This window comes from Aeromonas sp. 130281 (assembly GCF_056642115.1).
In genome coordinates this window covers 237,572-261,530 of record NZ_JBWVQS010000004.1, presented here as the reverse complement: position 1 = coordinate 261,530, position 23,959 = coordinate 237,572, and the positions used below count along the sequence as shown (strand labels likewise).

Genomic DNA, 23,959 nt, shown 5'->3' with positions numbered 1-23,959 from the left:
TTTTTCCGGCCAGGGTTAGAGGGTGACTTGGGTGCCGACGGCGCCACCCGCCAGCAGCTTGAGCAGTTGGTCCGGGTAGCGCCAGCTGGCGACACAGACCGGCTTGCCCAGGGTCTCGGCGGCATGCAGGGCGGCCTTCACCTTGACCGCCATGCCATCGCGAATCACGCCCTTCTCCATCAGGTCCAGCGCGCTCTGTTTGTCCAGCTGCGGCACCAGCTTGCCCTTGCCATCCAGGATGCCGCTCACATCCGACAGCATCACCAGATCGGCGCCCAGCGCCTCGGCAATCGCCGTGGCAGCCTGATCCGCGTTGACGTTCATCAGCTGGCCGTCGGCGGTGATGCCGATGGAGCTCACCACCGGCAGGAAGCCCTGTCCCAGGATCCCGGCCACCAGCGCCGGGTTGCCCGGCTGGCAGTCACCGACGGCGCCGAGATCCGGATCGAGCTGGGTCACCTGGCACAGGCCGCCGTCGGCGAGACAGAGCCCCACCGCAGGGATGCCGGTGGCGATGGCCTTGGCCATCATCATCTTGTTCGCGGTGCCCGCCAGGGCCCCGGCGATGAAGGGGATCTGCTCGAACGGGGTGACCCGCAGGCCGTTCTTCTTGGTGGAGGTCATCCCCAGCCCCTTGAGCAGGTCATCCACCAGGCAGCCACCACCGTGCACCAGCACCAGGGGACGGTGCTGATCGTCCAGGAAGGTTTTCAGGGTGGCGAACAGGGCGGTCAGCGCCTCGTCGTTCTCGATCAGGGCGCCGCCCAACTTGATTACCAGCGTCTGCTTGTCCATCTTCTCGATCCTTCCTTAAAGCGTTAAATCAGGCCGGTGGCCGGTTCAAAACCAAACTTGATATTTATGCACTGCATCGCCTGGGAGGCGGCGCCCTTGAGCAGGTTGTCGATGGCGGACACCACCACCAGCATGTTGCCCTGCTGCTGCCAGGCGAGGTCGCAGTAAGGGGTATTGGCCACGCCACGGATGGAGGGCATCTGGCCGGTGAGGCGCACCAGGGGCTTGCCTTCATAGGCTTTGAGATAGGCTTGATCTACTTGGGTCTGCGTCACCCCGTCCGCCAGTTGCACATAGATGGTGGCCAGTATGCCCCGCACATAGTTGCCAAGGTGGGGCTGGAACAGCACCCCCTTGCCGAGGTGGTGGCTGATCTCCGGCTGGTGTCTGTGATTGAAGGTGCCATAGGGGCTCAGGCTCACTTCGCAGAAGCTGGTGTTGATGGCGGCCTTGCGACCGGCCCCGGAGACACCGGACACCGCGTTGATGATGGGCTGCCATCCCTCGGCAATCAGGCCGGCCTGCTGCAGCGGCTTGAGGGCGCAGAGGGACGCGGTCGGGTAGCAGCCGGGCACCGCAATCAGCTGGGCGGCGGCAATGGCATCGGCATTCCACTCCGCCAGACCGTAGACGGCCTGATCCAGCCACTGCTCACTCTCGTGGGTGAAGCCGTAGAAGGAGGCGTAGAACCCCTGATCCTTGACCCGGAAGGCGCCGGAGAGATCGAACACCGGCAGCCCCTTGGCCAGGAACTTGGGGGCGAGCTCGGCGCTCACCTCGTGGGCGGTGGCCAGTAGCACCAGGTCGGCCTGGGTCAGGATCCGGGTCATGCCGTCCTCGTCCAGCGGCAGCAGCGGCTGATCCAGCTCACCGACCCACTGGGGATGCAGGGAAGAGAAACGCTTGTGGGCGTCCTGGCTGCCGGCGGAGACATAGAGGCCGAACAGCTTAAGCTCTGGATGGTTCTGGACCAGTGCGGCCAGTTCGGCCCCCGCGTAGCCACTGGCACCGACGATAACGGTATTGAGCATGTTTGAGTATTCCAAGTCTGGGTTCGAAATTCACAGCGTGGTGCTGCGGTGCAAGGGGTCGGCTATCGCCCCTTAGATGCAACGAGTGCGGAGGGGCAATTCAGGCGGATATGCGTCGTCGGTTACAGATCAGGTGACAGAACATTAACTTTCCCTTACAACTAGAAGCCTTGTTGATGAGCACCTGAACAGAATATTCATGCACTCACTTTGCATTTGTATTTTCTAACAGAAACACTCCGGGGACGCAAGGAGGAGCTGATGGCCAATCTGGATTTTTTTTCACTTTATAAGAATATTATTGCGATTCCCTCAATCAGCAGCACGGATCCCCGCTGGGATCAGAGCAATGAGGCGGTGATCCGGCTGCTGGCCGACTGGTTCGGCCAGCTCGGCTTCCAGTGCGAGGTGACGGCGCTGCCCGACCTGCCGGGCAAGTTCAACCTGGTGGCCAGCTATGGCCAGGGGGAAGGGGGTCTGCTGCTGGCGGGTCACACAGATACTGTGCCCTTTGACGAGGGGGGCTGGAGCAAGGATCCCTTCAAGGTGACCGAGGAGGGCAACCGCTTATATGGGCTCGGCACCATCGATATGAAGGGCTTCTTCGCCTTTATCGTGGAGGCGCTGAAAGATATCGATCTGACCACCCTCAGCAAGCCGCTGCGCATCCTGGCCACCGCCGACGAGGAAACCACCATGGCGGGGGCCCGTGCCATCGCCGCGGCCGCCGAGATCAAACCCGACTATGCGGTGATAGGTGAACCCACCGGCCTGGTGCCCGTGGTGGCTCACAAGGGGCACATGTCGGAGGCGATCCGCATCACGGGCAGGAGCGGCCACAGCTCGGATCCCGCCAACGGCGTCAACGCCATGGAGATCATGCACCAGGCCATGGGCCAGGTGCTCAAGCTGCAACGAGACCTCAAGGATCGCTACGCCGACCACCGCTTTGCGGTGCCTCAGCCCACTCTGAACCTCGGCTACATCCAGGGGGGCGACAGCCCGAACCGCATCTGCGGCTGCTGCGAGCTGCACATCGACATGCGCCCCACCCCCCAGGTGGGCCCCGACGAGCTGATGGGCATGCTCAAAGAAGCCCTCTCCCCCATCGAGATCCACCAGCCGGGCTGCCTGCACCTGCAGCACCTGCACGAGCCCATTCCGGCCTATGCCTGCGAGGATGACTCGGATCTGGTACGCGAGGCCGAGAAGGCGAGCGGCCGCACCGCGCAATCCGTGAACTATTGCACCGAGGCCCCCTTTATTCAGCAGCTTGGCTGCGAGACCATAGTGATGGGCCCGGGCCATATCACCCAGGCCCATCAGCCGGACGAGTACCTGGATCTGTCGTTCGTCAAACCGACCACGGCGGTGCTGCAGCACCTGATCCGGCGTTTCTGCGTCTAGCTCGACGGGAATGTAAGTAAGTTACATGACATGCCGGGACGGGACAGGTGAGGGAAATACATGTTCTGAATCGGCTTGTTATTTGACCTTGCGCAGACAATCTGGGTAGATTGTCCCCCTAAGATGACGGAGCATATGTTGTAATCGCACAACAATAAGTGAGGTCGCCTCCCGCCTGGAAGGTCAGGGGGCACCAACAAAATAAGGATGTGGAATGAACGAAAAGTACGCCGCACTACGGGCCAACGTAGGCATGTTGGGCCAACTGCTGGGCAAGTCCATCAAGGATCATCAGGGGCAGGCCTTCCTCGACAAGATTGAGACCATTCGTCAACTGGCCAAGTCTTCCCGCAAGGGGAACGAGGCAGACAGAGAGCGCCTGCTCGAGACCCTGCGCACCCTCTCCGATGACGAGCTGCTGCCGGTGGCCCGCGCCTTCAGCCAGTTCCTCAACCTTGCGAACGTGGCGGAGCAGTTCCACACCATCTCTCGCCGCTGCGAAGAGCAGGTCTGCACCCCGGATCCCCTGGAGCAGATGTTCGCCAAGCTCAAGGCGTCCAACCTCTCCCAGGAAGCCATCATCCAGGCGGTGCGCGAGCTGGACATCGATCTGGTGCTGACCGCCCACCCCACAGAGGTGACCCGTCGTACCCTGATCCACAAGCACGTCCAGCTCAACGACTGCCTGGAAGCGCTGGAGCTCTCCGATCTGCTGCCCCGCGAGCGGGACAAGATCCTCAATCGCATCGAACAGCTGGTCAATCAGGCCTGGCACACCAACGAGATCCGCGAGCAGCGTCCGACCCCGGTGGACGAGGCCAAGTGGGGCTTCGCCGTGGTGGAAAACAGCCTGTGGCCGGCCATTCCCGAATTCATGCGCAACCTGGACGAGCGTCTGCAACACCACCTGGGTGTGCGACTGCCCCTGGATGCCGCGCCGGTCAAGTTCACCTCCTGGATGGGCGGTGACCGCGACGGCAACCCCTTCGTCACCGCCAAGGTGACCGCCGAGGTGCTGGAGCTGGGCCGCTGGATGGCGGTCAACCTCTTCTACAAGGACATCAAGGAGCTCACCTCCGAGCTCTCCATGGCCGACTGTACCGAGGCCGTGCGCGCCCGGGTCGGCGACAACCCCGAGCCCTACCGCGCCCTGGTGCGCGAGCTGCGCGAACAGCTGCGCGAGACCCAGGAGTTCCTCACCGCCAAGGTGCAGGGTCAGGCGAGCGAGAGCCGCGATCTCATCAAGAGCACCGCCCAGCTGCGCGAGCCGCTGGAGCTCTGCTACCACTCCCTGCACGCCTGCGGCATGGGCAACATCGCCGACGGCATGCTGCTGGACGTGCTGCGCAAGCTGGCCTGCTTCGGCATCCATCTGGTCAAGCTGGACATCCGCCAGGATGGCGAGCGTCACGGTCAGGTCTTCTCCGAGCTGACCCGCTACCTCGGCATGGGGGACTACGCCGAGTGGAGCGAGGACGACAAGCAGGCCTTCCTGCTCAACGAGCTGAACTCCCGCCGCCCGCTGATCCCCACCGACTGGGCACCGAGCGACGAGACCCGCGAGACCATAGACACCTGCCGGGTGATCGCCGGTCACGACCCGGATGCGTTCGGCATCTACATCATCTCCATGGCCGGTGCCCCGTCCGACGTGCTGGCGGTGCAGCTGTTGCTGAAAGAGGCGGGTTGCAAGTTCCGCATGCCGGTGGCGCCGCTGTTCGAGACCCAGGAAGATCTGATGGCGGGCACCGCCGTGATGGATCGCCTGCTGTCGGTGGACTGGTATCGTGGCTACATCCAGGGTCGCCAGTACGTGATGATCGGCTACTCGGATTCCGCCAAGGACGCGGGCATGATGGCCGCCGGCTGGGCCCAGTACGCCGCCATGGAATCCCTGGTGGGGCTGGCTGAAGCCAACAACATCCGCCTCACCCTGTTCCATGGCCGTGGCGGTACCGTGGGTCGCGGCGGCGCCCCCGCCCATCAGGCGATCCTGTCCCAACCGCCGGGATCCCTGCGCGGCGGCCTGCGGGTCACCGAACAGGGGGAGATGATCCGCTTCAAGTTCGGTCTGCCCAAGGTCGCCATCCACAGCCTGAACCTCTACACCAGCGCCGTGCTGGAGGGGAACCTGCTGCCGCCGCCCAAGCCCAAGGAGTGCTGGCGCGCCGTGATGGAGCAGCTGGCCACCGTCTCCTGCGATCACTACCGCAGCATAGTGCGCGGCCACCCGGACTTCGTGCCCTACTTCCGCGCCGCCACCCCGGAGATGGAGCTCGGCAAGCTGCCGCTCGGTTCCCGTCCCGCCAAGCGCAAGCCCAACGGCGGCGTCGAGAGCCTGCGCGCCATCCCCTGGATCTTCGCCTGGACCCAGAACCGTCTGATGCTGCCGGCCTGGCTCGGTGCCCACAAGGGGCTGCAGCAGGCCATAGATGACGGTCAGAAGAGCGTGCTGGACGAGATGAGCCGCCAGTGGCCCTTCTTCCGCACCCGTCTCGAGATGCTGGAGATGGTGTTCCTCAAAGCCGACCTCTGGCTGGCGGAGTACTACGACACCCGTCTGGTGCCGCAAGAGCTGTGGGCCCTCGGCAAGCAGCTGCGTCAGGAGCTTGCCGACTCCATCCAGGTGGTGCTGGAGCTGCGCCCGCAGGGAGACCTGCTGGACGACCAGCCCTGGATCAAGGAGTCCATCAAGCTGCGCAACCCCTACACAGACCCGCTCAACGTGCTGCAGGTCGAGCTGCTTGGCCGCTCGCGCAAGAACCCTGAGACCCTGCACCCCGAGCTGGATCAGGCGCTGATGGTCACCATCGCCGGTATAGCTGCAGGCATGCGCAACACGGGTTGATGGCCGGGCTATCCAGCTTCATTTCCTGACATAAAAGGGCGCCTCGGCGCCCTTTCTCGTTGCATGAATCCTGTGTTTTCTGCTGGCAACCAGCCTAGGCAATCCGGTTGCGTCCCCGGCGCTTGGCCTCGTAGAGGCGCTGATCCACGCACAGCAGCCAGTCATCCATGCAGCGGTAGCTCATCTGATAGGGGGTGAGGCCCACGCTGATGGTGACGGCTATTGCCTGGTGCTGATGCAGGAAGGGGTGCTGCTCTATCTGCTGGCGGGTGCGATCCATGATGGCGCGGGCCTCCTCCAGGGTGGTGCCGCGCAGCAGCATGATGAACTCCTCCCCGCCGAACCTCGCCACCAGATCCTGGCTGCGCACCGCCTGCATCAGCAGACGGGCCAGCTCCTCGAGCACCGCATCCCCGGCAAGGTGACCATGTTCATCGTTGATCTGCTTGAAGAAGTCGATGTCGATCAGGGCCAGGCAACAGGCTTCCCCCTCGGCCGGATGGCGCTGGATGTGCTCGAGCAGCACATTGGCCTGGCTGAAGAAGCTGCTGCGATTGGGCAGCCTGGTGAGAAAGTCGTGCTCGGCGTTGAAGCGCAGTACCCGCTCCATGCGGCTGCGCTCGTCCTCCAGATTGCGGGCGTGGATCAGGGTGCCCAGGGCAGTGGTGAGCGGCTCCAGCAAGCTCACCAGGGTTTCGTCGAAGCCGCCCGGGCGGTTGGCCAGGGCTATCATGCCGATGGCCTCCCCCTTGTGACGGATGGGGATGCCGAGAAAGCTGTCCAGATGGGGATGACCCCGGGGAGAGACGCCGCGACTCGCCGGATGACTCGGCAGATCGTTGCAGCACACCAGGGTGTTGTGAGTGACCACGTGGCCGAACAGGTTGTCGAGCTTGCTGAAGATGAGCCCCCCTCGGCTCTGGCGTTGCTGCTCGTACCAGGCGTGGGTCGCCTCGTCCCAGGAGATGTTGGAGATGGAGGGGATGTAGAGGCTGGGGCGATCCTCTTCGTACTGGATGATGCCGATGAAGCCGTAGGCGCTCTGGCTGACGCTCAGCAGCCGTTCGAACACGGTGTCGCAGGCAGAGCCAAGATTGCGATCGAGCAGAAAGCTCTGGTGGGCGGCCACGACGATGTCGAACAGCTGGCTCTGCTGCTCGACCCGTTGCTTGGCCAGCACCTCTGAGGTGATGTCGTGGGCCAGCTTGATCACCCCGAGCAGGGTCCCCGCCTCGTCGGTGACGGGCATGTAGGTGGCATGGATCCAGACACTGCTGCCCCCGCGCATGATGCGGCGAAACTCCCCCGAGCGGATCTCGCCGCTGAGTACCCCCTGCCAGAAGCTATCGTGCTTCTCCTGCTGCTCGGGGGGAAGAAACAACAGATGGGACTGGCCTATCATCTCCTCGGACCCATAGCCGAGGAGGTCGCAGAACAACCCGTTGACCGACACCATGCGGCCATCGAGATCGAACTCGACTATGCCATAGGCCCGGTCCAGGGCGGTCAGCCGGGCAAGGGCGTCATAACGCCCCAGGGGACCCATGTCGATGAAGCTGTTTACCGGGGTATTCATGGCCAGGATTCCTTTCGATCGCCAACACCTGATCACAGCCAGTATAGGCAGGGGAAGAGACAGCCCCAGATCATAGGTGTGACGAGGCCGTTTCGCTATTGGGGCACGCTCGAGATGCGCGCCATCGAGGGCTGCCACTTGCCATGCCCGTCACCCGGGCGCAGACTGTCTGGCCTTGTTCCGGCCCGAGGAGACCCCATGACACCCGCCATCAACCTGCTGAAGAAGCTCAAGATCCCCCACAAGCTCTACCCCTACGAGTGCGAGGCCCACGACGATTTCGGCAAGCATGCCGCGACCCAGCTGGGCCTGCCCCAGGCTCAGGTGTTCAAGACTCTGCTGGCCCACCACGACAAGCAGGCGGTGGTCGCCATAGTCCCCTCCTCCGGCATGTGCAGCCTCAAGCAGCTCGCCAAGGCCACCGGGCTCAAGAAGGTGGAGATGATGAAGCCGGCCGACGCCGAGAAGCTGACCGGTTACAAGGTGGGGGGCATCAGCCCGCTGGCCCAGAAGAAGCTGCTGCCGACCGTGCTGGACGACTCCGCCATGGCCTTTGACGAGATACTGGTGAGTGGCGGCAAGCGCGGCCTCTCGGTCGGGGTAGCCCCGGAGGACATGGTGCGCCTGATGAACTGGATTGCCGCCCCCATAGGCGAGTGATGCTGCGCAAGCGATACAGAGGACAAGGGCGGCCCGATGGCCGCCCTTGTCGTTTCTCCCTGTCCCGTGACGGGTCGCGCCTCAAGGCGCCAACCCTATACAGCTGGCGAAGGAGGCCATCAATCCTCCATCGCCAGCGCCCGTCGGCCATTGCGGTTCAGATCGGCCGGGGTGAAGCGATCACGCCAGTCGGTCTCGTAGTCCTCCCGCGGGAAGTCGCCCGGCGAGACGCCAAGCTCCAGCGCCGCCCTCACCTTGTGCGCATAGACCCGGTTCTTGTCGCACATGGGCGCCGCCGGTATATACATCACGTTGCCCCAGCCTTGCTGGTCGGTGACCGGGGCCACCGAATGGATGAGATCGCAGTGCCACCAGACGGAATCACCCGCCTCCAGCGCAGGGATCGAGGTCAGGGCCTTGATCAACAAGGGGTGCCACTGCTCGGAGACGGGCAATACCCTGCCCGGCGCGACGCCGCAGAGCTCGTCTTCCGGCACGTCGTCCAGCAGCGGACGCAGCAATATGTACGCCATCGCCTCGGGAATGGGTACCACATGGAGCAAACCCTGCCCCGGGATCATGTCGGAGAGCGCGGTCCACCCCTGGAAGGTGCGGAAGACGGAGCACTTGGTGGTGTTGTCGACCGTATACTCATCCACCTCGGTGCGGTGCGCGGCATCCCAGGGATCATAGCTGTCGAGCCGGCCATCGAAGACCCTGGCGAATACCCGCTGGTAGGCCGGCAGCAGCCAGCGCTCCAGCGCCCCCGAGTCGGTATGGGCCCCCAACCCCTTCGAGGTCGTGCCGGGCGGGCGGCGGCGGATCCGGTCCGGATAGATCACGCTGATGTCGGGGTCGAACCACCGCTTGCCATCGCGCTCGAAGGTCCAGAGCCGGTTGAGGAAAGACTGCACCGACGCCATCTGCTCGCTCTGGCGTGCCTGCATCTGTGCCTGTGACCAGTAGATGGGATAGATCTCGGGCCGCGAGGCCTCCAGGGAGCCGAAGAAGCTGTCGCCGGGGCCCTGGTAGATGTCGTCGAAGCGGTTATGGTCCAGGTACGCCAGCATCGACTGATCCCAGGCCAGCGCCTGCTCGCGGGGGAAATGGCCCTTGATGACGGCACAACCCCGCCGCTTGATCAGCTCGCGCACCGACTCCGGCACGCAGCCTGCGGCGACATCGCGATAATCGAGCACCGGCCACACGGGGTCTCCACTCGCCTTCAGCCGTTCAATCTCGGCAAGGCGCTCTTCGATCCTCTGGCTCAGCCGCCGAAACAGCGCGTTCACATCGCCAAGCCGGGCGCGCAGCGCCCGCTTCATCTCGCGGATAGCCGCCTTGTGATCGGCGGGCAGTGTTTCACAGGTAAAAGTGTCAGCCATGATATCCCTCGCTCCCTTCCCTTTACTTTCGTTCGAAAGACTAAAATCTTTAAATGTAAAATACAGTAAGCGGAAGTTAATGCAAGGGGGAAGATGTAAAGAGAAAGGCTAGGTTGCTTCGGGACCTGAAGGTGGCCCGCGTGCAGAGAAGGGAGATGGCTGGGGAGATGACAAGGGCGGCTCGATGCCGCCCTTGTCGCTACCACTCATTCGCCTAGGTGCGGTGCACTTCGGCGGTCAGCTCGGAGAGTCGCAGCCGCTGGCGCCCCTGCTCGTCGAAGTTGGCATCCGCCAGCCAGCGCTCGAAACAGCCCTTCAGGGCGGGCCACTCGCCGTCTATCACCGAGAACCAGGCGGTATCCCGACTGTGGCCCTTGTCCACCCGGGCCTGGCGGAAGGTCCCCTCGTAACTGAAGCCGAGGCGCAGCGCCGCCTTGTGCGAAGGCCCGTTGAGCGCGTTGCACTTCCACTCGTAGCGGCGATACCCCAGGGCGAAGGCATTGGCCATCATCAGCGCCATGGCCGCCGTCGCCAGCCGCGACTGCTGCAGGGCCGGCGAGAAGTGCAGCCAGCCCACCTCCACGCTGCCCGCGACGGGGTCGATGCGCAGGTAGCTGGCGAGCCCCAGCGCCCGGCCGCTCCCCGCATCGACAATGGCATAGAACTGGGGATCGACCTTGGCGGCGACGCCTCGCAGCCAGGCCAGCATGGCCGCCTCGTCCTCGAAGGGGCCGCTGGTGAGATAGGTCCACATTGCCCCGCTGTCGGCACTGAAGGCCTGCCACAGGCTGCCGCCGTGGCGCTCGGGATCGAGCGGTTCCAGGCGACAGCCCCAGCCGCTCAGCACGCGGTGAGGGGGAAACTCGGCACCCCGCCAGTCTGGCAGCGCACTCCCCAGGGGCTGGCCATGGCCGTTGAAAAGTGGTTCAGCAGGCACAGGCGATCCCCCCTTCCAGCAGCACCCCAGGTTCGCTGCCGGTGGCGACGGCGAAGCCGTCCTGGCGCCACCAGTGCAGGCCGCCGATCAGCTCCTTGACCCTGAAACCCAGGGCCGCCAGCTTGTACGCTCCCTGGGTCGAGCCGTTGCAGCCGATGCCATCGCAGTAGCAGACATAGACACTGTCCCGCGACAGCCCCTGGGTGGTCGCCGGGCTCATGGTGCGATGGGGGAAGGAGATGGCGCCCGGAATATGGCCCTCGGCGTAGTGCGCGGGGGAGCGGGTGTCGATGACCACTATGCTGCCCCCCTCACCCGCCTCCCCGGCCAGCAGATCGGCGGCGAGATCCGCCGGATCGGTGCGAAACTTCAACTGGGCCTCGAAGAAGGCGCTGGCCTCCAGCGGGCTCGCAACCCCGGTACTCAATACATGACTCATCCTGAACCTCCTTGTGATTACAGTGCTATCTCTGTGGTGACGACGGTGTTGACCGAGTTGGCGATAAAGCACTCCTCGTGGGCCTGGTGGTGCAGCCGCTCCAGCGCGGCCAGATCGGGCCGGCGTTCGCCACCAAACACCACCCTGGGGCGCAGGGTGACGCGGGTGATGGACTGGCGGCCCCGCTCGTTCGGCTCCATGACGCCGACGGCCTCATCCCGGTAGCTCTCCACCAGATAACCCGCCCTGGCGACCAGCCAGAGGAAGGTCAGCATGTGACAGCTGGAGAGGGATACGACGAAGGCCTCCTCGGGATCCACGTGCTCGGCCACCGAGTAAGGCAAGGGCACCACATGGGGGGAGGAGGAGGCGGGCACCCTGACCCCGCCGTCAAACGTCCACTCGTGGGCCCGGCTGTAGCGCTGATCGACAAAGGGCTCGCTGGCCCCTCGCTGCCAGCTGATGGTGGCACTGTATTCCGACATGCAGACTCCTTCTGTAGCCAATGTGTGTTGCCAATGGGGTTGCTTCACTTCCTTGTCCACCAATGTAGCGACAAAATGGCCTTGCCACGCCGACCAATTTTGCCAATATGGGCAGACCAATTTATCCGCAACGGGAAGTGCCATGACAGTCCTGCCGACCCTCTTTGCCGACCAGCAGCAAAACGATCTTCCCCTGCACGAGCAACTGGTGCGCACCCTGCGGGAGGCGATATCCGGATGGGGGGGCCATCTGCCCCGGCCCCGCGGAGGCCAATCATGACAGTTCTGCCGACCCTCTTTGCCGACCAGCAGCAAAACGATCTTCCCTTGCACGAACAGCTGGTGCGCACCCTGCGTGAGGCAATACTGGCGGGACATCTGCCGCTGCACGGCAGGCTGCCGGCCAGCCGCATGCTGGCCCGGGATCTCGGCGTCTCCCGCAGCACTGTGGAGCTGGCCTATGGCCGGCTGGAGGCGGAGGGGTATCTGGTGCGCAAGGTGGGGGCCGGCAGCTTCGTCGCCCTGGCGGCGGTGCGCCCAGCTCCGCGCCCGCCCCAGTCGGCGGCGGGGCTCTCCCGCCGTGGTCAGGAGCTGGCGCAAGGGGGGGCCTGCCACGAGGTGCCCGAGGTGGGCAACTCCTTTGCCTCCAGCCAGCCGGATCCCCGCCTCTTTCCCCAGGCACTCTGGGGTCGCCTGATGCAGCAGCAGTGGCGCCGGGGGGCCAGCGACTGGATGAATTACGGGGATCCGCAAGGGCTTGGGGAGCTGCGCACCGCCATCAGCAGCTACCTGGTGCAGTCGCGGGGCGTGGTGTGCGAGCCGGAGCAGATCCTGATCCTCACCAGCTCCCAGCAGGGCATATTGCTGGCGACCCAGCTGCTCATCGATGCCGGTGATACAGTCTGGGTGGAGGATCCGGGTTATCCTGGGGCCCGCACCGCCATGGAGAGCGCCGGCGCCCGCATCCACCCGGTGCCGGTGGACGCCGAGGGGCTCAACCCTGCCGGTGAACATCCCAGCCCCAGGCTCATCTACTGCACCCCGGCCCACCAGTACCCCCTCGGGGTCCCCATGAGCCTGCCGCGCCGCATGGCGCTGCTGGCGGAGGCCGAACGGCGCGGGGCCTGGATCCTCGAGGACGACTACGACGGGGAGTACCAGTACGATCAGCGGCCGCTCCCCGCCCTACAGGGACTGGATAGCCAGGGGCGCGTCCTCTATGTGGGCACCTTCAGCAAGGTGCTGTTTGGTTCCTTACGCCTCGCCTACCTGGTCTTGCCACGCCCCCTGATGGAGGCCTTCAGCCGGGCCCGCGCCGCCGTCGACGGCCACAGCAACCAGCTGCAGCAGGCGGTCACCGCGGACTTCATCCGCGCCGGGCACTTCGCCACCCACCTGCGTCAGAGCCGCCTCGTCTACCAGAGCCGGCGGGATCTGCTGCTGGCCGAGCTGGCCGAACACTGCCCCAGGCTTACCCCCATCCACAGCGGCGCCGGGCTGCAGTGCGCCGTGCTGCTCCCCGCCGGGGGCGAGGCCCGCTGGACAGAGGCGGCCAACGCTCGGGGGCTGGGGCTGCGCCCCCTGCGCCAGTATCACCTCGCCCCTCCCACCCGGGAGGGCTGGCTGCTCGGCTTCGGCTGCCTCGACAACCAGACCCTGCGCCGGCTGTGTCGCCAGCTGGGTGCCCTGATGGAAACCGTCTGAGACGAGCCACACAAGTCAGAGGCGTTGGGGCAATCCACTGTGTCGCCAATCGGGTTTGCTTATGAAAGCCGTCTGGGACCAGACCCAGAGGTCAGAGGAGCCGGGGGGACAATCGCACTGTGTCGCCAATCCGGTTTGCTTATGAAAGCCGTCTGGGGCCAGTCCCAGAGGTCAGAGAAATCGGGGGACAATCGCACTGTGTCGCCAATCGGGTTTGCTTATGAAAGCCGTCTGGGGCAGGGTTCAGAGGTCAGAGAAGCCGGGGACAATCGCACTGTGTCGCCAATCGGGTTTGCTTATGAAAGCCGTCTGGGGCCAGGCCCAGAGGTCAGAGGAGCCCGGGGCCAATAGGGCTGTGTCGCCGGTGGGGCAGCGAACTATAATGGGCACAATCCCGTTGTAGAACCCGGCCAAGATGTATCGACTCCTGCTCCTGCTCCTCATGCTCTCCCTCTCCTCCTCCCCGATGGCGGCCACCCGATTTACCCTGCTCAGCCCGGAAAACGAACAGGATGCCCGCATGGACTACTACCGGGAGGCGATGCGGCTGGCGCTGGAGAAGACCCGCCAGCAATACGGCGACTACGAACTGCGTGACTCCCTCAAGATGAACAAGGCGCGGATGCGGCTCGAGGTGCAAAAACCGGGCAAGAGTGCCCTCTTCATCGTCGACAGCTGGCCCCAAAAGACGCCTCACCCCGAGGTCAGCCTGATCCCCTTCCCCATCGATCTCGGCATTCTCGGTTACCGGGTCTGCTTCGTCGCGGCTGACCGCGCCAAGGATCTGGCCGGGGTTCGTACCCTGGCCCAGCTTCAGGCGTTCAGTCAGGGGACAGGCAAGGAGTGGCAGGATGCCGACATCCTGCGCCACAACGGCTTCCAGGTGCAGGAGGTGGACAACTACGAGTCGCTGTTTCGCATGGTGGCCCGCGGCCGGGTCGATCTCTTCTGTCGCGGCGCCAACGAGATACTGGCGGAGTGGGAGACCCACCACCCCAGGCTGCCGACCCTCGCCGTCGATCGCCATGTGGCCCTCTTCTACCCGCTGATCCACGCCTTCTACAGCCATGCCACCTACGACAAGGAGCGCGAGCGCATCCAGCTCGGCCTGCGGCTGGCCTGGCAGGATGGTTCACTCAAACGGCTCTGGCGCCAGCACTTCCAACCCTCCCTGGCGTTCACCCAGCTGGCCGCGCGCCAGCTGTTCAGGCTGAGCAACCCCCAGCTGCCCGGCGAGGGGAGCGACTACAGATCCTATCTCTATGATCCGGTCCGGGATGCCTTCGGTGTGCCTCCCCACGACAAGGGGGACAAGATCGGCAAGTAGCGCCTAGCCCCGCGCCCCCTGCTCGCGACACAGGGCGAGCCAGGCCTCGGCGGTGCGGGAGAGGTAGCGCTTCGCGGGCCAGATCACCCCGAGCCGCCAGCTCAGCTCCGGCAACAAGGGCCTCAGCACCAGGCCGTCCGGGGTCAGCCGCCGGCAGATGGGCTCGGGCAGGAAGGCGACCCCCATGCCGCTGCGCACCATGGCGGTGAGAAAATCCCACTGGCTGCTGCGCGCCGCCACCTGGGGCACGAAGCCCGCCTGCCGGCAGGACTGCTCCAGCCGCTCGCTCAGGGTGAAGGCCTGGGTGTAGAGCAGGAAGGGCTCCTCCTGCAGATCCGCCAGCCGGATCTCGCTCTCCCCGCGCCAGCGGGGCAGGTCCGGCAGCACCACCTGAATGGGATAGCAGTCCAGCTCCAGCGCACTCAGCACCCCCTCTTCCCTGGTCGGCAACATGGTGATGGCGAGATCCAGCTCCCCCTCCAGCACCGCCTGCTCGATGCGGCGCCCGCCGTACTCGACGATGGAGAGCTCCACCTTGGGGTAGCGGCTGCGGTAGGCGCGGATAAGATCCGCATAGACGTGGCCCACCATGGGGGGATGCCCAGCGCCAGGCGCCCGTGCTGCAGGCTCTGCAGATCCGCAAGCTCCGCCTCCAGCTGCTGCATCTGGGCCAGGATCAGCTGGCCGCGGGCAAACAGCACCTGGCCGCTGTCGGTCAGGGTGAAGCTGTGCCCCTCCCGATTGAGCAGGGGCTGGCCCAGCTCCTCCTCCATGCTGCGGATCATCTTGCTGATGGTGGGCTGGGTGACGAACAGCTTCTCGGAGGCGCGGGTGAAGCTCTTCTCCCGCACCAGTTCGACAAAGTAACGCAGGGCTCGGATATCCATGGGACGCTCGTCTGGGGTGATCGCCAAATAATGCCAATTTGGCATATTTTTCATAATTTAAATTCATTTTTTGCAGGTTTGGCCCCCGCTTATACTGTGACCAGGTTCACAGAAAGACGCCCATCATGAAAGCCTTCTGCCTTCGCTGGTTGCAAACCCCCTTCCAAATCGCCCTGCTGGCGGCCATCTGGCTGCTGGCCGACACCGCGGTACGCACCTTCCACCTGCCCCTGCCCGCCAACCTCACCGGCATGCTGTTGCTGCTGGTCTGCATCCTGCTCGGGGTGGTCAAGGCCCAGTGGTTCAGCGCCGGGGCCCGCTGGCTGCTGGCGGAGATGCTGCTGTTCTTCGTGCCCGCCGTGGTGGCCGTGGTCAACTATCAGGATCTGCTGCTGCAGGAGGGGTGGCGCATCATGGTGGTGCTGGTAACAAGCACTGTGCTGGTGCTCGGCACCACGGCCCTGGTGGTGGACAGGGTCTATCGCCTGGAGCTGAAGCTGGCCCGCCGGAGTCGCCGCCATGTCTGACACCCTGCTCGGCCTGCTCTGCTTCGCCCTCACCCTGCTGTTCTACTACGCCAGCAAGTGGCTCTATGGCAAGAAACGCATCCTGCCCCTGATGCCGCTGCTGCTGGCCCCCGCCCTGCTGGTGGCCATGGTGGTGCTGTTCCACATCCCCTATCAGGACTACATGGCCGAATCCCACTGGCTGCTCTGGCTGCTGGGCCCGGCCACCGTCGCCTTCGCGGTGCCCGTCTACGAGAACCGCGCGCTGATGCGCCGCCACTGGCTCTCCCTGTCGGTGGGGGTGATCGCCTCTGTGGTGATGGCGGTGGGCAGCACAGTGCTGCTGGCCCGCTGGCTCAACCTCTCCGAGCTGCTGCAGCGCAGCATGGCCATGCGATCCATCACCACCCCCTTCGCGGTGGAGGCGACCCGCTCCGTGGGCGGCAACGCCGATCTCACCGCCCTGTTCGTGGTGCTGACCGGGGTGATCGGCATGGCGGTGGGGGAGAGTGTGCTGACGGTGCTCGCCATCCGCAGCCGCCTCGGCAAGGGGGCGGGTTTTGGCGCCTCCGCCCATGGCGCCGGCACCGCCAGGGCGTACCAGATGGGCAACGAGGAGGGGGTGGTCTCCAGCATGGTGATGATGATAGCCGGCATGGCGACTGTGCTGCTCGCCCCCCTGCTGGGCAGGCTGTTCTGGTAAGGCATTGCGACCACCAACGAGAAGAGGCGCCCAAGGGCGCCTCTTCTGTTTTCCTCTTTAGTTATACCGCTTTAGAACCTTTCTACGATCTGTCGCGAGAGGCCGTCAGCAAGGTAAAGAGCAGCGCAGGAACCGGAGCGTATAGATATACGTGAGCCCTCTTGGTTACAAACAAGCGAGCAGCACATGAGCCTTGATCACGACCTCGCAGTAAGATCGTGAACAGGTTCTTACAGGCTGGCGCAGATCTGCCACAAGTCGTACTGGATGGCGGCGGCCGTCACCTCGCGCCCCGCTCCCGGCCCCTGAATGACCAGGGGGTTGGTGCGATAGCTGTCGCTCTCGATGGCGAACACGTTGTCGCAGGGCAGGAGGTTGGCGAACGGATGGTGGGGCTCCAGGGTCTCCAGCCCGACCCGCGCCTTGCCGTCGTGCTCGAAGCGGGCGACGTAGCGCAGCACCTTGCCGACCCGGCGTGCCCCCTCGAACGCGGTCTGGATGGGATCATCCAGCTCCTTGAGCCTGTCCATGAACTGATCCGTGCTCACCTTGCGCAGGGAGACGGGCACCAGGTTCTCCAGCTCGATGTCGGCGGAGTCGAGCTCGAAGCCCGCCTCCCGCGCCAGGATGAGCAGCTTGCGGCGCACGTCCTGACCGGAGAGATCCTCCCGGGGATCCGGCTCGGTCAGACCGTGCTGCCAGGCCTCGTCCACCAGCTCGGAGAAGGGGCGGCTGCCGTCATACTGCTGGAACAGCCAGGAGAGGGTGCCGGAGAAGATGCCGGAGACTCCCTGGATGCGATCCCCGCTCTGGCGCAGCATCTGGATGCTGGACTGGATGGGCAACCCGGCCCCCACGGTGGCGTTGTAGCGCCACTGCACCTGATGATCGCGGCAGCTCTGCTTGATGCGCTGGTAGAACTCGCTGTCGGCGGCGCCAGCAAACTTGTTGGCCGCTATGATGTGGCAGCCGAGCTGGGCGAAGTCCGGGTAGTAGCGGCTCACCGTCTCGCTGGCGGTCATGTCGAGGGCGATCAGGGAGTCAAAACCGTGCTGCTCCAGCTGGGAGAGCAGCTCCGGCCAGATAAGCGGCCTGGGGTTGAAGTTGTCGCGCACCTTGAGGGGATCCAGCCCCTCTTCATCCAGCAGGCCGCCCTTGGAGTCGAACACCCCGTAGAGGGTGAGCGCCAGATTGAGCTCGTGCTCGAGCCGCGCCTTCTCCCGGGCGTAGAGTGCCAGCCAGTGACCCCCTATGTTGCCCTTGCCGAACACCACCAGACCGACCCGGGTCGGGCGGCTGAACAGGGCGCTGTGCAGGGCGATGAGCAGGGGCTCCAGCACCACCTGGCGCAGCACGGCCACCAGGCTCAGGCCATCTCTGGCCACCTGGACGAACTCCAGGGGCTGATCCGCCAGCAGCTGGTAGAAGCGGTGACACTGCTCGGCGTTGTCGGTCACCCCTGCCCCCACCAGGGCCACCAGGCTGAACCCCTCCTTCTGGATGAGGCCAGTGAAGCTGCCCTGCAGCTGGAAGTCCCGCAGCACCTCGAAGGCCCCTTGTGCCACCTCCAGGGTGTAGGCCAGGCGCAGCACCCGCCGATCCGGCTGGCGCTGCAGGGTGAGCGGGTGGAGGCGATGGCGGGCCAGATGGGCCTCGATAGCCGCCACCGTCTGCTCATAACCTGTCTGGGGCAGCACCTTGAGCTCGATGAGGGCTATCTGATCCACCGAGGAGACGATGCGCGCCCCGCCGGAGCGCGGCGCCCGGCGCAGTATGTGGGTGCAGCCCTCGTCCGGGTTGTAGCTGCAGCGCAGGGTGAGGCGCTGGCGGCTGTCGGCCACCGGTTGCAGGGTACGGGAATGGAGCACGGAGGAGCCGAGGCGGGCCAGCTCGTTGGCCTCCGCCAGGCTCAGGCGCTCCAGCAGGCGCGCCTCCTTCACCCGGCGCGGATCGGCGCTGTAGACACCGGCAACGTCGCTCCAGATGGTGGTGGACTCCCCGTCCGCCAGGGCGGCCAGCAGGCTGGCGCTGTAGTCGGAGCCGTTGCGACCGAGCAGCAGGGAGCGCCCCTCCATGTCGGCGGCGATGAAGCCGGTCACCACTATGCGACCGGGATGCTCCGCCAGGCGGGCCTTGAGCAGCTCGCTGGAGATGGCGGTATTGACCTTGACCAGGGCGCCATCCTCGGCGCGCAGGAAGCTGCGGGCGTCAAGCCAGATGGCCTTGTCGCCGCGGCTGCTGAGCAGGGCGGCCAGCAGGCGCGCCGACCACACCTCGCCAAAGGCCAGCAGACCGTTGCGCTCGAAGCGATCAAACTGCCCTTCCAGGGTCTTGGCGATCTGCTGCATGTCGTCGGTCAGCTGCTGGCTCAAGTCGAGCAGCAACTCCCCCTCCAGCAGGCCGTCGATCAGGCTCTGCTGGTAGGCGTGCAGGGCAGTGATGGCTTCCCCTGCGGCCTCGTCACCCGCCTCGGCCAGCTCCACCAGCTGGATCAGCCGGTTGGTGGTCTTGCCGGCGGCGGAGACCACCACCAGCTCCCTGCCCCCGCCCTGCTGCTCGGCCTGTTGTTCGAGAATGCTGGCGACCCGGCGATAGCAGACAGGATCCGCCAGACTGCTGCCGCCAAACTTGTGCACATGACGCCGCTTCAAGGCTCTCTCTGCCGCCACCGCACTCTCTCCTTGCTGTTGCTGTTCCATTACTTCACCTGCTCTGCCTGTTGTGCCAACTGCGCCTGTTCAAAGCCTTGAGCCAGATCGGCCACCAGGTCTTCACCGTGTTCTATGCCCACCGAGAGGCGCAGCAACTGGGCGCTGATGCCCGCCGCCTGCTGCGCCGCCGGAGTCATGGCCCTGTGGGTCATGCTGGCCGGATGGGCCACCAGACTCTCCACCCCGCCGAGGGATTCCGCCACCGAGAAGAGGCGCAGCGCCGCGAGGAAGGCGCGCAGCCCCGTCTCGTTGCAATCGAGTTCAAAACTTAGCATGGCGCCGAAGCCGGACTGTTGACGGCGCGCAATCTCGTGGCCCGGGTGGCTCGGCAGGCTGGGATGATAGATTTTTTTGACCAGCGGCTGCTGCTGCAGGAAGGCCAGGATCCTGTCCGTGTTCTCCTGATGGGCACGCAGGCGCGGCGCCAGGGTGCGCAGGCCACGCAGGGTGAGGTAGGAGTCGAAGGCGCCGGAGGTGAGCCCCAGACAGTTGGCCCACCATACCAGGGACTCGGCCAGCTCGGCCTCCTTGGCAATCGCGACCCCGCCCACCACGTCGGAATGGCCGTTGATGTACTTGGTGGTCGAATGCACCACCACGTCGGCACCCAGCGAGAGCGGCTGTTGCAGCAGCGGGGAGAGGAAGGTGTTGTCCACCACCACTTTGGCACCCACCTCATGGGAAGCGGCGGCGATGGCGGCCACGTCCACCACCCGCAGCAGGGGGTTGGAGGGGGTCTCTACCCACACCAGGGCCGGTTGCTGCGCCAGGGCCTCGGCGAGCGCCGCCTCGTCCCCCTGATCGACGAACTGCACCCGGTAGTGGCCCTTGGCCGCCAGGTACTCGAACAGGCGCCAGGTGCCGCCGTAGCAGTCGTGGGGGGCGATCAGCAGATCCCCCGCCTTGAGCAGGGCCGTGGTCACCAGGTGGACGGCCCCCATGCCGGTGCCGGTCACCACTGCGCCGGCGCCCCCTTCCAGGGCCGCCAGGGCGTCCGCCAGATTGGTGCGGGTCGGGTTGCCCGAGCGGGCATAATCGTATTGACGAGGCTCGCCAAAGTCGGCAAAGGTGTAGTTGCTGGAGAGGTAGATGGGGGGCACCACGGCACCGTGTTGTGTGTCTGTCTCAATCCCGGTGCGTACCGCCAGGGTGGCCTTGTGGGTCATGTCACTCTCCTTGATGTGTTGCCGGAGCCGGTCCGCCTCGTGGGTCGTCCTGCCCCGCTCTCATTTGCGCTGGCCGGAGTGCCGGCCCATGGTGCATCACACTACGCCACCTTAAAAAAGCCGTCAACACTTCTAGACGTCTAAATGGCTTTGCTGTTGGATTGCCATTGAATTCCTTAAGGGTTAAAATCCGCGCTCACGGCCAAACGAGAACAGGTGGAACATGGGTACAGAGTGGAACGGCGACTACGTCAGCCCCTATGCGGAGCACGGCAAGAAGAGCGAACAGGTCAAGAAGATTACCGTCTCGATCCCGCTCAAGGTGCTGAAGGTGTTGACCGATGAGCGCACCCGTCGCCAGGTGAACAACCTGCGTCATGCGACCAACAGCGAGCTGCTCTGTGAGGCCTTCCTGCACGCATTCACCGGTCAGCCGCTGCCCTGTGACGACGATCTGCGCAAGGATCATCCGGACAGCGTCCCCGCCGAGGCGCGCGCCATCATGGAGGCGCTCGGCAAAGAGATCGAAGATTTCGACGCCGAGTAATCCGGTGGCCCATGGCACATAATCCCCCCTCTTCGATGACGCGGCCCGGTGCCGCGTCATCCCTATCCGCCCCCTGCCCGTTCAGCCTGCGCCGCTACCAGAGCGACATCAGCAGCCACAGCCACGACTTCGTCCAGCTGGTGATCCCCCTGGACGGCCCCCTCGAGATCGAGGTGCAGGGCCAGGGTCGCCGCCTCGCCCCTGGCTTTGCCTGCGTCATCGCCCCCGGTCTTCGCCACGACTACGCCGCCGACCCGGCGCTCTCCTTCCTAGTGCAGGAGAGCCACTGGCTGCCCGAGGCCCTTGGCGAGCGCCCCTTCATCCCCCTGGACGAGCCCCAGCGCCACTACCTCGCCTTCCTCCATCAGATGGTGCGTCAGGGCCGTCATGTGGCCGGCATGGAGCAGGTCTGGCTGGGCCTCCTGGCCCAGGGTCAGGGCATGGGCCCCACCCTGGCCCCCCGCATGACAAGAGTGCAGCGCCACATCGAGGCCCACCTCGCCGAGCCCCTTGGCAACGAGCGGCTCGCCGCTGTTGCCTGTCTCGGCCAGAGCCAGTTCAAGCACGCCTTTCGCCAGCAGTTCGGCATGAGCGCCTCCCACTACATCCGCGGGCGGCGCATGGCGCTGGCACGCACCCTGCTGGCTCACAGTGCCCTGCCCATAGGCGAGGTGGCCAGCCGCTGCGGCTATCAGGATCAGGGAGCCTTCGCCGAGCGCTTCCTGGCCGAGACGGGCCTCACCCCCTCCCGCTGGCGCCAGCAAAACGGCCCGCAGCCATAACAGTCCGGCTCCTTGCCGAAGACAGGGGCTGCCGTTTCGAGGCATGCTGGGGTCAATGCAAGGTGTGTGAAAGGAGGAGCCAAGATGCAGACCATAAGCTGGCAGCAGTTCGAGATGGTGGAGCTGAGAGTGGGCACCCTGGTGCGGGTCGAGCCCTTCCCCGAGGCGCGCAAGCCCGCCTACAAGGTGTGGGCGGATTTCGGCCCCGAGCTCGGGGTGCGCAAGAGCAGCGCCCAGATAACGGATCTCTATCGGCCGGAGGATCTGGTGGGGCGCCAGATCGTCGCCGTGGTGAACTTCCCGGCCAAGCAGATAGGCCCCATCCAGTCGGAGTTTCTGCTGACCGGCTTCTACCGGGCCGATGGCGCCGTGGTGATGGCCATCCCGGAGCAGGCGGTGGAGAACGGCGCCAAGCTGGGTTGAGGCCCTGTGCCCCATGAAAGAGAAGAGGCGACCCCGGGGCCCCCACTTCTCTTTTTAGCCACCGTGCTGCTGTTACTTCAGCAGACTGAAGAGCAGGGCCGAGACCGAGAGCGAACCGGTCAGCAGGATGAAACCGTTCACCCAGCCCTGACGGAAGCGGGCCAGCGCCTCCACCCTGTAGATGGCCACCACCGGCATGATGAAGAGGATCATGGCGATGACGGGGCCGGAGAGGGTCTCCATCAGCCCCAGAATGCCCGGGTTGATGACGGCGGCGCCCCAGATGGCGAAGAACATCAGGGCGATGCCGAGCCGGTCCGCCTTGGCCAGCGACAGGCCGGTGGGCTTGGCGATCAGGCTTTTCAGGCTCTCCCGGGCGCCGAGGAAGTGGCCGAGGAAGGAGGAGCTGATGGCGATGAAGGCGATGAGCGGCCCCAGGGTCACGATCACAGGGTTGTCTGTGATGTTGGCAAGATAGGAGAGCACGGAGACGTTCTGGGCCTTGGCCTCGGCCAGCTGGGCCGGGGAGAGGCTCAGCACGCAGGAGAAGACGAAGAAGAGCACGAAGCCCACCAGCATCACTGTGGTGTTGCGCAGGATCAGGCCGCTCTTGGCTTCGGCCTGCTCGCCATATTCCCGGCGCTGCACGTTGGCAAAGCCGGAGATGGCGGCGGCGTGGCTGAAGGCGAACACTGTGACCGGCAGCGCCAGCCAGACGGTGTTGAGGAAGCTGGCCCCCTCGAACGCGGTCGCCTCCGGCCAGTGCCACTGGGGAATGAGGTAGCAGGAGAGCGCCGCCAGAATGGCCGCCAGCGGGTAGACCATGAAGGCAAAGGCCCGCAGCATCGCCTTCTCCCCCGCCATCATCACGGCGATCATGGCGAACACCAGCAGGCCGGAGAGCATCACCCGGTTCGGGGCATCCATGCCGAGCTGGTTGATCATGAAGCTCTCCACCGTGTTGGTCAGCCCGACCCCGTAGATGAGCAGGATAGGGAAGATGGAGAGAAAGTAGAGCGCCGAGATGAGGCGACCGGCCATCTTGCCGAAGTGCTCCTCCGCCACCTCGGTAAAGTCGGCGTGGGGGCGGGACGAGGAGAGCACGAAGCGCGCCAGCCCGCGGTGGGCCAGGAAGGTCATGGGGCCCGCCAGCACGGCGACGATGACCAGGGGCCAGATGCCCCCCAGACCCAGGTTGATGGGCAGGAACAGTATGCCGGCGCCGACCGCGGTGCCAAACAGGCTGATGACCCAGTGGGTATCGTGACGACGCCAGCCAGTGCGGCTGATGGATGGGGAACCGGATAGCTCCCGGGTGACCTCTGCAGATGAACTCATTGATAAACCACTTATATATAGTATTAAAATCTAAAAATATTGTGCTCCTTTAGCATTTAATTCTCAAAAAGCGGCATTGGCAGATCTCACTGGCAAAGCCAGGTTCAACCAGTGAGATTGGGCGGGATTTCCAGCCCGCCCTGTTCGGTTAAACCTTTAAACGGCGAATTTCACGAAATATAAAACCAAAATATAACCACTGGTCGATTTTTTATTTCGACCAATGCGCAGTTTTCAGAATTACCTGAAAATAGATGCCAGCACTTTGGGTTTGATTGTGATGATCCACTACAGCAATCCAT

20 protein-coding genes and 1 pseudogene are annotated in these 23,959 nt (G+C 64.7%); 10 read left to right on the top strand and 11 right to left on the bottom strand.

Annotation, left to right across the window (positions count from 1 at the left end):
* Window positions 1-15: 15 nt before the first annotated feature.
* Together argB and argC are read right to left on the bottom strand one after the other, a co-directional pair.
* Window positions 16-795 (bottom strand): acetylglutamate kinase, encoded by a 780-nt coding sequence (gene argB / locus AC1IN8_RS13190; RefSeq protein ID WP_005324857.1) that lies wholly within the window; start codon window positions 793-795, stop codon window positions 16-18.
* Between the two features lie 23 nt (window positions 796-818).
* The gene (argC, locus tag AC1IN8_RS13185) at window positions 819-1,826 is read right to left on the bottom strand and encodes an N-acetyl-gamma-glutamyl-phosphate reductase (RefSeq protein WP_139433967.1); all 1,008 of its coding nucleotides are present in this window, start codon (window positions 1,824-1,826) and stop codon (window positions 819-821) included.
* A 261-nt stretch (window positions 1,827-2,087) separates the two neighbouring features.
* On the opposite strand from argC, the gene argE reads away from it, so the two are divergent.
* Together argE and ppc are read left to right on the top strand one after the other, a co-directional pair.
* Window positions 2,088-3,233: an acetylornithine deacetylase gene (gene argE / locus AC1IN8_RS13180; RefSeq protein WP_479759070.1), complete on the top strand. Its 1,146-nt coding sequence runs from the start codon at window positions 2,088-2,090 to the stop codon at window positions 3,231-3,233.
* A gap of 214 nt (window positions 3,234-3,447) precedes the next feature.
* The gene (gene ppc, locus AC1IN8_RS13175; protein ID WP_479759068.1) at window positions 3,448-6,081 is read left to right on the top strand and encodes a phosphoenolpyruvate carboxylase; all 2,634 of its coding nucleotides are present in this window, start codon (window positions 3,448-3,450) and stop codon (window positions 6,079-6,081) included.
* A gap of 94 nt (window positions 6,082-6,175) precedes the next feature.
* Here ppc and AC1IN8_RS13170 read toward each other — a convergent pair whose 3' ends face one another.
* Window positions 6,176-7,657: a GGDEF domain-containing protein gene (locus AC1IN8_RS13170; RefSeq protein ID WP_479759066.1), complete on the bottom strand. Its 1,482-nt coding sequence runs from the start codon at window positions 7,655-7,657 to the stop codon at window positions 6,176-6,178.
* A gap of 198 nt (window positions 7,658-7,855) precedes the next feature.
* Here AC1IN8_RS13170 and ybaK point away from each other — a divergent pair, with 198 nt between their 5' ends.
* Window positions 7,856-8,317, top strand: a complete 462-nt coding sequence (gene ybaK, locus AC1IN8_RS13165; protein ID WP_139433963.1) for a Cys-tRNA(Pro) deacylase — start codon at window positions 7,856-7,858, stop codon at window positions 8,315-8,317.
* Window positions 8,318-8,436: 119 nt separating this feature from the next.
* On the opposite strand, the gene AC1IN8_RS13160 is transcribed toward ybaK, so the two are convergent.
* The 4 genes from AC1IN8_RS13160 to AC1IN8_RS13145 form a co-directional block, all read right to left on the bottom strand.
* Entirely contained in the window at window positions 8,437-9,702 is a 1,266-nt protein-coding gene (locus AC1IN8_RS13160; protein WP_479759063.1) for a DUF1479 domain-containing protein, read from the bottom strand.
* Between the two features lie 214 nt (window positions 9,703-9,916).
* Complete coding sequence (locus AC1IN8_RS13155) at window positions 9,917-10,639, bottom strand: GNAT family N-acetyltransferase (RefSeq protein ID WP_479759062.1); 723 nt, start codon at window positions 10,637-10,639, stop codon at window positions 9,917-9,919.
* Complete coding sequence (locus AC1IN8_RS13150; protein WP_319917235.1) at window positions 10,629-11,078, bottom strand: rhodanese-like domain-containing protein; 450 nt, start codon at window positions 11,076-11,078, stop codon at window positions 10,629-10,631. The genes AC1IN8_RS13155 and AC1IN8_RS13150 overlap by 11 nt, the downstream gene beginning before the upstream one ends.
* Window positions 11,079-11,095: 17 nt before the next feature.
* Window positions 11,096-11,563 (bottom strand): OsmC family protein, encoded by a 468-nt coding sequence (locus AC1IN8_RS13145; protein WP_479759060.1) that lies wholly within the window; start codon window positions 11,561-11,563, stop codon window positions 11,096-11,098.
* A gap of 276 nt (window positions 11,564-11,839) precedes the next feature.
* Here AC1IN8_RS13145 and pdxR point away from each other — a divergent pair, with 276 nt between their 5' ends.
* Both pdxR and AC1IN8_RS13135 read left to right on the top strand, forming a co-directional pair.
* Complete coding sequence (pdxR, locus tag AC1IN8_RS13140) at window positions 11,840-13,267, top strand: MocR-like pyridoxine biosynthesis transcription factor PdxR (protein ID WP_479759058.1); 1,428 nt, start codon at window positions 11,840-11,842, stop codon at window positions 13,265-13,267.
* Window positions 13,268-13,682: 415 nt separating this feature from the next.
* Entirely contained in the window at window positions 13,683-14,594 is a 912-nt protein-coding gene (locus AC1IN8_RS13135) for a hypothetical protein (protein WP_479759056.1), read from the top strand.
* 3 nt (window positions 14,595-14,597) lie between these two features.
* Here the strand turns inward: AC1IN8_RS13135 and AC1IN8_RS13130 are convergent.
* Window positions 14,598-15,481 (bottom strand): annotated as a pseudogene (locus tag AC1IN8_RS13130) (LysR substrate-binding domain-containing protein).
* Between the two features lie 125 nt (window positions 15,482-15,606).
* Here AC1IN8_RS13130 and AC1IN8_RS13125 point away from each other — a divergent pair.
* Together AC1IN8_RS13125 and AC1IN8_RS13120 are read left to right on the top strand one after the other, a co-directional pair.
* Window positions 15,607-16,008: a CidA/LrgA family protein gene (locus AC1IN8_RS13125; protein WP_042648380.1), complete on the top strand. Its 402-nt coding sequence runs from the start codon at window positions 15,607-15,609 to the stop codon at window positions 16,006-16,008.
* Window positions 16,001-16,690, top strand: a complete 690-nt coding sequence (locus tag AC1IN8_RS13120) for an LrgB family protein (protein ID WP_479759054.1) — start codon at window positions 16,001-16,003, stop codon at window positions 16,688-16,690. The genes AC1IN8_RS13125 and AC1IN8_RS13120 overlap by 8 nt, the downstream gene beginning before the upstream one ends.
* 230 nt (window positions 16,691-16,920) lie before the next feature.
* Here AC1IN8_RS13120 and AC1IN8_RS13115 read toward each other — a convergent pair whose 3' ends face one another.
* Both AC1IN8_RS13115 and metB read right to left on the bottom strand, forming a co-directional pair.
* Window positions 16,921-19,389, bottom strand: a complete 2,469-nt coding sequence (locus tag AC1IN8_RS13115) for a bifunctional aspartate kinase/homoserine dehydrogenase II (protein WP_247625496.1) — start codon at window positions 19,387-19,389, stop codon at window positions 16,921-16,923.
* The gene (gene metB, locus AC1IN8_RS13110) at window positions 19,389-20,567 is read right to left on the bottom strand and encodes a cystathionine gamma-synthase (RefSeq protein ID WP_139433955.1); all 1,179 of its coding nucleotides are present in this window, start codon (window positions 20,565-20,567) and stop codon (window positions 19,389-19,391) included. The genes AC1IN8_RS13115 and metB overlap by 1 nt, the downstream gene beginning before the upstream one ends.
* Window positions 20,568-20,790: 223 nt before the next feature.
* Here metB and metJ point away from each other — a divergent pair, with 223 nt between their 5' ends.
* The 3 genes from metJ to AC1IN8_RS13095 all read left to right on the top strand — a co-directional run bounded on the left by metJ (window position 20,791) and on the right by AC1IN8_RS13095 (window position 22,319).
* Window positions 20,791-21,114: a met regulon transcriptional regulator MetJ gene (gene metJ / locus AC1IN8_RS13105; RefSeq protein ID WP_005327165.1), complete on the top strand. Its 324-nt coding sequence runs from the start codon at window positions 20,791-20,793 to the stop codon at window positions 21,112-21,114.
* A 35-nt stretch (window positions 21,115-21,149) separates the two neighbouring features.
* The gene (locus AC1IN8_RS13100) at window positions 21,150-21,896 is read left to right on the top strand and encodes a helix-turn-helix domain-containing protein (protein ID WP_479759211.1); all 747 of its coding nucleotides are present in this window, start codon (window positions 21,150-21,152) and stop codon (window positions 21,894-21,896) included.
* Between the two features lie 84 nt (window positions 21,897-21,980).
* A complete protein-coding gene (locus AC1IN8_RS13095) occupies window positions 21,981-22,319 on the top strand; it encodes a tRNA-binding protein (protein ID WP_479759052.1) in 339 nt (112 codons plus the stop codon).
* Window positions 22,320-22,391: 72 nt separating this feature from the next.
* On the opposite strand, the gene AC1IN8_RS13090 is transcribed toward AC1IN8_RS13095, so the two are convergent.
* Window positions 22,392-23,657, bottom strand: a complete 1,266-nt coding sequence (locus AC1IN8_RS13090; protein ID WP_319917243.1) for an aromatic amino acid transport family protein — start codon at window positions 23,655-23,657, stop codon at window positions 22,392-22,394.
* Window positions 23,658-23,959: the final 302 nt, after the last annotated feature.

What these genes read in the sequence shown, in the direction of transcription:
- argB (WP_005324857.1), bottom strand. Translation starts at nt 795, where the DNA reads ATGGACAAGCAGACGCTGGTAATCAAGTTGGGCGGCGCCCTGATCGAG.
- argC (WP_139433967.1), bottom strand. Translation starts at nt 1,826, where the DNA reads ATGCTCAATACCGTTATCGTCGGTGCCAGTGGCTACGCGGGGGCCGAA.
- argE (WP_479759070.1), top strand. Translation starts at nt 2,088, where the DNA reads ATGGCCAATCTGGATTTTTTTTCACTTTATAAGAATATTATTGCGATT.
- ppc (WP_479759068.1), top strand. Translation starts at nt 3,448, where the DNA reads ATGAACGAAAAGTACGCCGCACTACGGGCCAACGTAGGCATGTTGGGC.
- AC1IN8_RS13170 (WP_479759066.1), bottom strand. Translation starts at nt 7,657, where the DNA reads ATGAATACCCCGGTAAACAGCTTCATCGACATGGGTCCCCTGGGGCGT.
- ybaK (WP_139433963.1), top strand. Translation starts at nt 7,856, where the DNA reads ATGACACCCGCCATCAACCTGCTGAAGAAGCTCAAGATCCCCCACAAG.
- AC1IN8_RS13160 (WP_479759063.1), bottom strand. Translation starts at nt 9,702, where the DNA reads ATGGCTGACACTTTTACCTGTGAAACACTGCCCGCCGATCACAAGGCG.
- AC1IN8_RS13150 (WP_319917235.1), bottom strand. Translation starts at nt 11,078, where the DNA reads ATGAGTCATGTATTGAGTACCGGGGTTGCGAGCCCGCTGGAGGCCAGC.
- AC1IN8_RS13145 (WP_479759060.1), bottom strand. Translation starts at nt 11,563, where the DNA reads ATGTCGGAATACAGTGCCACCATCAGCTGGCAGCGAGGGGCCAGCGAG.
- pdxR (WP_479759058.1), top strand. Translation starts at nt 11,840, where the DNA reads ATGACAGTTCTGCCGACCCTCTTTGCCGACCAGCAGCAAAACGATCTT.
- AC1IN8_RS13135 (WP_479759056.1), top strand. Translation starts at nt 13,683, where the DNA reads ATGTATCGACTCCTGCTCCTGCTCCTCATGCTCTCCCTCTCCTCCTCC.
- AC1IN8_RS13125 (WP_042648380.1), top strand. Translation starts at nt 15,607, where the DNA reads ATGAAAGCCTTCTGCCTTCGCTGGTTGCAAACCCCCTTCCAAATCGCC.
- AC1IN8_RS13120 (WP_479759054.1), top strand. Translation starts at nt 16,001, where the DNA reads ATGTCTGACACCCTGCTCGGCCTGCTCTGCTTCGCCCTCACCCTGCTG.
- AC1IN8_RS13115 (WP_247625496.1), bottom strand. Translation starts at nt 19,389, where the DNA reads ATGGAACAGCAACAGCAAGGAGAGAGTGCGGTGGCGGCAGAGAGAGCC.
- metB (WP_139433955.1), bottom strand. Translation starts at nt 20,567, where the DNA reads ATGACCCACAAGGCCACCCTGGCGGTACGCACCGGGATTGAGACAGAC.
- metJ (WP_005327165.1), top strand. Translation starts at nt 20,791, where the DNA reads ATGGGTACAGAGTGGAACGGCGACTACGTCAGCCCCTATGCGGAGCAC.
- AC1IN8_RS13100 (WP_479759211.1), top strand. Translation starts at nt 21,150, where the DNA reads ATGACGCGGCCCGGTGCCGCGTCATCCCTATCCGCCCCCTGCCCGTTC.
- AC1IN8_RS13095 (WP_479759052.1), top strand. Translation starts at nt 21,981, where the DNA reads ATGCAGACCATAAGCTGGCAGCAGTTCGAGATGGTGGAGCTGAGAGTG.
- AC1IN8_RS13090 (WP_319917243.1), bottom strand. Translation starts at nt 23,657, where the DNA reads ATGAGTTCATCTGCAGAGGTCACCCGGGAGCTATCCGGTTCCCCATCC.